Raw genomic sequence first — 9286 nt, forward strand, 5'->3', positions numbered from 1 at the left:
TTGGTACATGGGGTCAATTTAGACTGGCACGAGGGGGCAACGCTCACTGGATTTTCCAACACCGTCCGTCCTTTAAAATTCTGCGAGTGTCAAAGAATAATGTTGCTGTCGGTTGTTTGGAATAAAAGGTACTCATGGCATTGTCAATTGAAGTTTTTTATAGCTCGTGGTGCAAATTAATTTGCACCAAAATTTGCACCACAAGTGTACAAAATATAATGATAATTTGCACCACTGTTAATGTTTATTAACATTTTTAATAATCACAAATATCTGAATATCAATAATTAATGAATATTTCTGAAATAGAATGAAATGGTGAAGATCTGACTCATAATCAGGGGGTCCCTGGTTCAAGCCCAGGTGGGACCACACAGAAAATGAAAGACTTACAGTAAAATGTAGGTCTTTTTTTATTGCCTGAATTTTGAGAAGTTTACTAGGTTTTGAAGAGGTAATGTAAACCAGACTGTAAACCCTTTTCCGGCTGCATATACCCAATTCATTATCTCCCGCCTAAGCGTCTTTCTAAATCCCTTCATTGCACAAAAAACAATAATAATCGTTATGCTTTTATTAGATTCATTTAGAAATAGAGTGTGCTATAAGAAAAGATTATTAAAAAAACTGCAGTTTTAAAATATTATCTGCCATCAAAGCGTCTTTAATAACAAGCGCGATTTAATATTTTACACAGGATATGATTAAGACCATTGCAATAATAACAGACAGAGGCACACCCGGCAAGGAAATAAAAGAAAATATGCAAGTAAATGTATTCAGACTGGAAAACGATAAAGTATCCGGTTATGAGAGTATAAAGCTAAGGAGTAGCGACACCGGTAGCTTTTCTAAGCTGTTAAAAATAAAGAAGATAAGCTTGGTTTACATAGATTCTATGGGCAATGAACTAAAACGCCTGCTGCAAATATTAGGTATACATGTAAAATGTAAGGAAGAATGGGAAGGGGATGATTTTATCCGAAAATTCGTTTTTAGTATATAACCCTGTCGAAGCGGGAGAGTCTGTATCAAAAAAAACTGACTTCATTCGGAATAATTCTATATTAGAATTTCATCTTCCCAATGAAGTCAGATTTATTATATTATTTACTATTTACTTTAAGTTGTAAACCACTGTTAGAACAGAATTAGGTGTTACAAAAATAGAATTACCTGTATCTTTAATACTTTCTTCTTCCAGATCCTGAGTCTGACTGGTAGTATATGTTTTTATCGACTCTATATCTGCATTTGCCAGATTAGCCCTCACATCATACCGGCTTGCTGACAAATTGGTATATACTGCCACCACTTTTTTACCATCCGGCGAAATATACGCACTCCCGAATAATTCTTTTGATGTATTCTTCATCTCAAGTGCTACGCGTTTATAGTCTGGACGTATAAACAAGCTATAGTTACCAAGCACCCATAATGTTTTGGTTGCGGCATGAGTCCCGCTTTGGGTAATATCACCATAGTCGCCTCCGGCAGGGGTCACCTTTATCAGTAAAAATCTATTCTTATGATTCCAGCGCTCCTGGTCGATACTTGTCCAGTAAGACCATGAGGAAACATTGGCATATACAAGGTCGCAGTGTATAACTTTCGACATATATAAAGCTATATCCATATATGAAGCATTGTCGAAACCAACAAACTCACTGCTGCTGTATCCATCGCCAAGCATGCTCCATTCAGTCTGGTAAACTTTCAGACCGGCCGCACCGGCTTTTGTTCCAACGGTAGTTCTTACGTCTACCAGGTTTTCCCAATTTCCATCAGTCCAATAACTATGACCGGCAACAATCGGTGCTACATGTTTCAGGTCTCCTACATAACTGGAAGATGCATTGTCGAACAAATTATATATCACATTCTTTCTTCCGTTATCACCATCGGTTTCATATAAATAATTCCAGGCGGCGGCTTCTGCCAATAATATCTTTGTATTAAGCCCTTTATCCTCTATGGCCTTATCGAGTTCTACAGAAAGTTTCTTAATCTCACTGTTTTGCCAGCCTGAACCTTCTTGTCCGCTTTCCCAGTTGTATTGGGGTTCGTTTGCCGGGCTTATATAATCAAAGTCAATCCCCTTATTCGTCTTGAAATAATCTATTGCAGAAACAATGTAATTGGCAAAATCGTCATAAGCGTCGTCTTTCAGATTGGAATATGCTCCGGACGCCGAATAACCTTTTCCATTGCGCGTAAGATATACCGGAGGAGTATTACTGAACATTACAAACTGTTCGCAACCATAGCTCTTTGCTTTTTCGAGGAAGTATTGTTGCCCGGCTTGCTTTGTCCAGTCTAATGTTCCATCTGTCGGGTTCATAAACGATTCGGCCCGTCTGGTGGCATCTTCTATACCACTGGCTGCACCCTGTTGCGCAGTACCTCCTCCCAGATTGAAACGCCACCCGGACAATCCGATGCCATCCGGCTTACCTCCTGTTATATTATTCGAGAATAATAATTTTGCAATATCCTCTTTCTCTGTCTCCGTCCAATAGGTACCTATATAGTTAGGTGCCCAGCAATCGGAAGCCGCAAAACTTTCGATAGTCTGATATGTCGTACTGAGCGATATGGTAACATTTTCATTGCCTTCTTCCGTTTCTTCACCTGCTCCGGTGTCCGGCGCAATGGTTGGGGTTGGATCATCATTACATGAAATGCATGATAGAAACAGACACATAAATAAAAACAGCTTTATAATCTTCATGATGTCATTAATTAATAAATTAAAGATATAATAGTGTGCTCTTTATTTGAAATTATAAAGAATCAAGAGCACACTATTTTTGTCTGATATATAAATCAGAAATTAGGGTTTTGCGCAATACTTCCTTCCGACAAAAGAACTTCAGTATTAGGAATAGGAAATAATAAATCCCTGTTTTCCTGGAATGTTATTCCTTTATTACTATTCTCCGTCTGATTTGTCAACTCATACTCATCCGTAGATTCATATAGATTATATCTTACAAAAGTCCCGTTCTGACCAAATACATTGCAGATGGCCTTTTTACCGTTGTCGTCCGTCCAGCGGCGAAGATCATACAAACGATGATTTTCAAGAGCTAATTCCAGACGTCTCTCCAGTCTTATCGCATCTCTAAGGGCAGTACCCGATGATGTTACTTCCGGTAATTCTACACGGTCGCGTACTCTTTTCAGTGCTTTACGGGCGTTTTCATCATGTCCTTCTTCATTTGCTGCTTCAGCATACATTAATAAAACATCTGCAAAACGAAGCAATCTGTGATTTAAATTGTTATGATTAGCGTCATATGGGGTAGTTCGCTGAGCGTGAGGAATATAATACTTTCTGTTTATACGTGCCGATTTATGTTTAGATGGAGTTATCAAATAATCTTTAGCTTCATCGGAATCGTCTCCCGGTACATCGTCTCCATTCTTTACAATAGTCCAGCGAAGGCGCTCTGTATCTCCTGCGTCCAAAAATGCTTTTTCCAGATTACTGGTCGGTAATCCCCAAGACCATCCCGAATCGTCACGAGAACCGGTAAACACAGGCAGCCTACCTCCTAAGTTGTAGCTGATATCGGAATTGAATTGGACTTCGAAAAGTGATTCCACGCTATTGTTATGATCTATAGACCATACATCCTTAAAGTTGGTACACAAATCATATTCCTGAGTATCTATCAAGTCTCCTAATATGCTTTCGGCTTCGCTATATTTGCCTTGGTATAAGTAAGCTTTACCCAGATATCCCATCGCTGCGCCTTTTGTAGCCCTGCCAAGGTCTGATGAGCTATACTCGCTTTTTTGAGGCAATCCGGCTATCGCATCTTTCAGATCCTGCTCTATCTGAGTATAAGTTTCATCGATACTTTTGCGTTGAATACCGTGTACTTGTTCGGGCATTAGCATATCCAACACTATAGGTACTCCTCCATAATTCTTCACCAAATCGAAATAGTAGAACGCACGGAGAAATTTAGCTTCAGCTATCATTCTTTTGCGGAGAGTCTCATTTTTAATAGGAGAATCTGCAACCCTGTTTATAACGATATTACATCTCAATATACCTTTATAACGGTATTGCCAGAAATTTGATATAGGCCCGTCAAATTTAGGGTTTCCGTAATGACCCATTCTAAGCCAGTCACTCTGCGACTGGGTTGTATTACCCAACCAAAGGTCGTCTGTACACATATCGAATCCTACATAAGGAGCCTGAACCTGCCACCAGTCGTCGAAGAATATGGCTTGGTAACATCCGGCTACCTCCTTCAGGCACTCTTCTTCCGTTTGGAAGTATGTATCGAGATTTTCCTGTCCTAATACAGGTCTGTCGAGAAAATCGGAACAACTTCCCAATGAAAGCATTAGAGCCCCGCCAATAAATATTTTTAATATATTTTTCATTGTTTGCTACTGATTAAAAGTTAATATTAAGACCGAACAGGAATGTGCGAGGGTTAGGATAACCCAGATTGTCAATACCGGCTTCCAATGCACTACCCAAAGCTGCGCGCTCCGGATCCATTCCTGAGTAGCTGGTAATAGTAAACAGGTTTTGAGCTGATGCTGAAAGGCGTATACCTAATCCTTTGGTCATTTTTGTTGGCAGGGTATAACCTATCTGCAGTAATTTGCAACGGAAGTATGATCCATCTTCAACGAAGAATGAAGAAACCCTGCGGTAATTCAGGTTAGCGTCAGTGTATGAAAGACGAGGGTAATAGTTGCTTGTACCTTCACCTCTCCATGCTTTATCGTATGCGTCTGCAAATACATTCTGTCCTTCGGTTCCCGCATAAAAACCACCCTTGGCACTGTTGTATATATCGTTTCCGATAGTACCGTAGAAGTTAGATACCAGATCAAAGTTTTTATATCCCAAACGGATGTTCAAACCAACCATCAGATCAGGGAAAGCGCTGCCTATATATGTTTTATCTTTTTCGTTGAATACACCATCATTATTCAAATCTTTGAAACGGATATCTCCCGGAACAGCATCCGGCTGAAGCAATTCTCCTGTGTTGCTGGTATGACTGTTAATCTCTGTCCAATTCTGGAAAATGCCATCTGCGACATAGCCGTAGAAGCGGCTGATCTCTCCTCCGACTTCGTTCTTTATAATGTATTCATTAAAGAACCCTCCCCTTAAGTATTCTGTAGTAAGACCGAAACCTTTAGCGATATTTTTTACACCGGAAAGGTTTACTCCAACTTCATAATTAAAGTCTCTCATCTGGTCTTTCCAATTCACCGATAATTCCCAACCTTTGGCTTCCATACTACCAATATTAGACCACATTTCGGCATTCCACATCGGATAACCTGTTACCATCAGATTTTGTTTCTGGATCAACATATCCTTCGATTTTTTCAGAAAAATATCAGCTGTAATATCCAGACGGTTATCTAAAAAGCCTGCGTCTATTCCCAGATTATAGTCTTCTACAATCTCCCATTTCAACATCGTATTGCCTACAGAGCTGACAGAGGTTCCTATATAGCGGTCGGAGCCGAAAACATAATCAGCTTTATCGATCAGGTTCAGGTAAGCATTTAGGTCTATAATATCATTTCCTACACGTCCCCATCCTGCACGGACTTTCAGATTTGATAGTACATTCTGGTTTTTCATGAATCCTTCTTCCGATACTCTCCATGCCACAGAAGCAGCAGGGAATGTGGCATATTTATTTCCTTTTGGGAATCTGGAAGATCCGTCGGTACGAACCGAAGCAGTAAGATAATAGCGGCTATCATAGTTATACATTACACGTCCTAAATAAGATATATAGGATTTGTATACATCAGTTCCGTCTGCCTGAGGGTTTAATGTTCCTGCCTTTACATACTGAAGATTCGGATGATTGTTTGGTACTGCTTCTCTAGAGCCGGTCAACCAATATTCTGCAGACTTCTCCATAGTGAAGCCACCCATCAGGGTTAGATTATGTTTTTCATTGAATGTACGCATGTAATTCAATGTATTGGTCCACGTCCAATCTACCCAATGATTTGAATTCCGTTCGATTTTGCTCTGTTGACTTTGTTCAAGATCATGAATATGGAACTGAGGAGTATAATTATCGGTCATTCTGAAGCGCGCATTTACACTGAATTGAGTGCGGGCAATCAATCCTTTTATCGGCTCAATACTCAGATACGGATTCATCATCAGCCCGTATTCATTGCTGTGCTTGTTCTGACGGGCAACGCTTCCTGCCGGATTCCAAACCTGATTGTGGTAAGAACGGGCATAATTGCTGTACTCATTTATACCCCAGTTTTCTCTGGCTCTATATACAGGTGTTGTCGGGTCCATGCGCATAACGGCATCGAACAGGTTAGGCGTATCTGTCCAGTTCTCGTAACGTGGGGCAAAATCTATTCCAGCCTTTACAACACTGTTGAATTTGTATTCTGTGTTGAATCTACCTGTAATACGTTCCCAGTAACCAACGTCGAACTGAGAATTCTGGCGGAAATATCCCAAACTACCACTGTAAACAAATTTATCTGTTCCTCCCTGAAAGCTAAAGTTATATGATTGGGTATATGCCACATCGTTAACTACCTGATCCCACCAATCCGTATCAGAGAATGAACCGATACCGGCAACATCCCAGGGTGCATTACTTCCGCCTTTAGCTTTGTCGTTTTCGAAACGTTCTTTAAATACTTTCTCATAAGTAGCGGCATTAGCCATATCGGGTTTGTTCAGGGTTTGCATTCCTAAAGATGCGCTGGCCTGGAATTTAGTTTTTCCTTCCGATCCTTTTTTTGTAGTAATCAAAATTACCCCATTAGAACCTCTGGTACCGTAGATTGCTGCGGCTGAGGCGTCTTTCAATACTTCTATACTTTCTATATCATTTTGGTTCAGGAAATTTATATTCGCTCCTTGCCCCAAAGGTACATTGTCTACTACATACAGCGGATCGGAACCGTTTATTGTGGTCACACCGCGGATTATCACGCGCGGGTTGTCTCCCGGGCCACCCGAACCGGTGATCTGCACACCGTTGGCTTTACCCTGCATGGAATATAAGGCATTTCCTGATGTCATGTTCTTTAATGCTTCTCCTTTTACGGTAGTTATTGAGCTGGTTAGGTCGCTTTTCTTCACCACGCCATAACCGATAACCACCACATCGTCAAGCATCTTTGTATTATCTTCCATCACAACATTTATAACCCCGCCTTTGTCCATCTTCACTTCCTTGGTTATAAGGCCGATCATGGAGTATACAATCGTAGCGTTTTCCGGAACATTCAACAAAGTATAATTACCATCTATGTCTGTCATTGTTCCATTGGTCGTGCCTTTTTCCATTACAGTGACGCCAATAAGAGGCTCATTGCCGGCAGCCGAAACTTTTCCGGTAAGTGTAACTCTGGTCTGTGCCATAAGACACAGAGGCAAGGTTAATAATAGAATTATCAGATATTTTTTCATAAGTATTTATTTATGTTTTTTTACTTCTGTTTATATTTACTCGCGGACAAGTTTAGCTCTTCCCAAATGAGCGTCAAAATATAATTTATAAGAACCTGTCTGTTTTACTGTCGGTTTCGCCCAGTTATCAGCACCGTTAGGCTTGGTCCATGCAGGGTTCTTATAGTCGCCATAATAATTGAATATTTCCGGTTCGTCCGAATTATCTACTCGCCATGAGCAATAGTTCCACCATCCATCAGAGTGCCAGTTGTGGAAAACAAAATTCATTTTCTGTCCTGCTTCCAAAGACAATGGATTAGCCAGGTAATAGAGGTGCGGATTGGTCGCATCCTGTGTAAACCGGCTTACTTCTCTCGGATTGGAAGTCATATAACCAAAATAGAACTCCTGAAGCCAGCTTCCGCCATCACCCCAAGTATCCAGACTGATAGAACCGAATTTATGAGGGACAGGATCAACCGCATCAGCAATCGCATAGGTCTTGACTTTGTAAATAACGGTTTTTACATTAAATGTAATTTCATAATATACATTCGCCTGAGTTAACACGATAGGTTCTGCAATATCGGGATCATCAGTCAATTTTGTGTTATCGGCAGGATCGATACCGAAACAAATCGGAGTGAAATCGCTTTTTTGAGGTAAGAAGAAAATCTCAGTACCTGCTTTCTGGCAATAATAATTAGCTTTATATTCAAAAGCGGCAGTACGCTCTATACGCATAGGCACGCCAAATACATCACTGTTCAACTCGGCTACAGTCGCTACATCCGCAAGGTACATTTTAGGGAAGTCCGGCATTTCCGATACAGTGATCACACTGGTCTTGCTAGTTTCCAGCCCTGCTTTGTCAACAGCTTTTAATGTCAGGTTATATGTGGCTACTGCCGAAGGTAATGTTATAGGGTCATTAAATTCAAGAGTCTTGCCTGAATTTGTGAAGGTTGTGATTTCTCTCGAATAATTGATTTCAGGTATGTTTATTGTTACCAGATCCAATGCCTTATCATCTTCTGCTGTAAATTTAACGTTCAATCGTGTTTCTGTTTTCAACAGAACAGTTATGGCTGCATCCGGAGATACGGTAAATACAGGATTTGTAAAATCCCCGTCCATGGTAACCAGTACAGTTTCTGTAGTGGTACGTCCGCCGCGGTCGGTAGCGGTAACATCTAATTGAAAATTGTCTCCTTCCAGCCCCTTCACTATCTTGTATTTATAGTTCAGGTCGAAAGAATATACAATACTGTCTGATGTAAGATCTATAGTTTTATCCAGATTGAATGCCGCATTTTTCAGATTGATGGAGCGAAGCCCGTCTTTATCTTCTACTTTTGCTTTGATTGTAATTTCTCTGCCGGGTTCTGTCTTTATATTCGAAGAGCCCATAACAATTGTAGGAGGTAACCCGTCTACATCGGAATAGCCATCATCATCGCTACATCCATTCAATAGAAATAGAAGGATCAACAGCAAGCTAATACACTTTTTTGTTTTCATGAAATCAGATTTTAGTTTATGATTTTTTTAATTTATATTGAATGATACAATTAAAACCGCAGCTGTGAACTTTCCAATTGTACCAGCACTATATTTCTGCAGCAAATGTATATATTGATCGACTACGGACGTGAACGCAAACTAATCATTAATGAATGCTAAATCGGTCAATGCCTGATTAGGGTATCTATATTATCAGATTATTATTACATTTGAATATCAATAGTCAATAGTCTGATAGACCCTATGAGATCATTTTTGTTCCTAATTAATTTAAGTTGCTATTTATAGATTGTAAATTTTATCAAAAGTATATCCCCAAATGAA

At 40.0% G+C, this 9286-nt stretch carries 5 protein-coding genes and 1 tRNA gene; 2 read left to right on the forward strand and 4 right to left on the reverse strand.

Annotated elements, in window-relative coordinates; translation table 11 throughout:
* Window positions 1-305 precede the first annotated feature (305 nt).
* Window positions 306-372 (forward strand) — tRNA-Met (locus tag ACFO6W_RS03935).
* 328 nt (window positions 373-700) lie between these two features.
* On the forward strand, window positions 701-1006 hold the full coding sequence (locus tag ACFO6W_RS03940) for a hypothetical protein (RefSeq protein WP_379994051.1): 306 nt from the start codon (window positions 701-703) through the stop codon (window positions 1004-1006).
* Window positions 1007-1117: 111 nt separating this feature from the next.
* Here the strand turns inward: ACFO6W_RS03940 and ACFO6W_RS03945 are convergent, their stop codons facing one another.
* The 4 genes from ACFO6W_RS03945 to ACFO6W_RS03960 all read right to left on the reverse strand — a co-directional run bounded on the left by ACFO6W_RS03945 (window position 1118) and on the right by ACFO6W_RS03960 (window position 8959).
* Complete coding sequence (locus ACFO6W_RS03945) at window positions 1118-2731, reverse strand: glycoside hydrolase (RefSeq protein ID WP_379994052.1); 1614 nt, start codon at window positions 2729-2731, stop codon at window positions 1118-1120.
* Window positions 2732-2826: 95 nt separating this feature from the next.
* Entirely contained in the window at window positions 2827-4404 is a 1578-nt protein-coding gene (locus ACFO6W_RS03950; RefSeq protein ID WP_379994053.1) for a RagB/SusD family nutrient uptake outer membrane protein, read from the reverse strand.
* Window positions 4405-4417: 13 nt separating this feature from the next.
* On the reverse strand, window positions 4418-7456 hold the full coding sequence (locus ACFO6W_RS03955) for a SusC/RagA family TonB-linked outer membrane protein (protein WP_379994054.1): 3039 nt from the start codon (window positions 7454-7456) through the stop codon (window positions 4418-4420).
* 36 nt (window positions 7457-7492) lie between these two features.
* Window positions 7493-8959, reverse strand: a complete 1467-nt coding sequence (locus ACFO6W_RS03960; protein WP_379994055.1) for a hypothetical protein — start codon at window positions 8957-8959, stop codon at window positions 7493-7495.
* Between the last annotated feature and the right edge of the window lie 327 nt (window positions 8960-9286).

This window comes from Dysgonomonas termitidis (genome assembly GCF_042654545.1).
Lineage (GTDB): Bacteria > Bacteroidota > Bacteroidia > Bacteroidales > Dysgonomonadaceae > Dysgonomonas > Dysgonomonas termitidis.

Bases quoted from the DNA above. Each gene is read 5' to 3' on its own strand.
- ACFO6W_RS03955 (WP_379994054.1), bottom strand. From the start codon at position 7,456: ATGAAAAAATATCTGATAATTCTATTATTAACCTTGCCTCTGTGTCTT.
- ACFO6W_RS03960 (WP_379994055.1), bottom strand. From the start codon at position 8,959: ATGAAAACAAAAAAGTGTATTAGCTTGCTGTTGATCCTTCTATTTCTA.
- ACFO6W_RS03945 (WP_379994052.1), bottom strand. From the start codon at position 2,731: ATGAAGATTATAAAGCTGTTTTTATTTATGTGTCTGTTTCTATCATGC.
- ACFO6W_RS03940 (WP_379994051.1), top strand. From the start codon at position 701: ATGATTAAGACCATTGCAATAATAACAGACAGAGGCACACCCGGCAAG.
- ACFO6W_RS03950 (WP_379994053.1), bottom strand. From the start codon at position 4,404: ATGAAAAATATATTAAAAATATTTATTGGCGGGGCTCTAATGCTTTCA.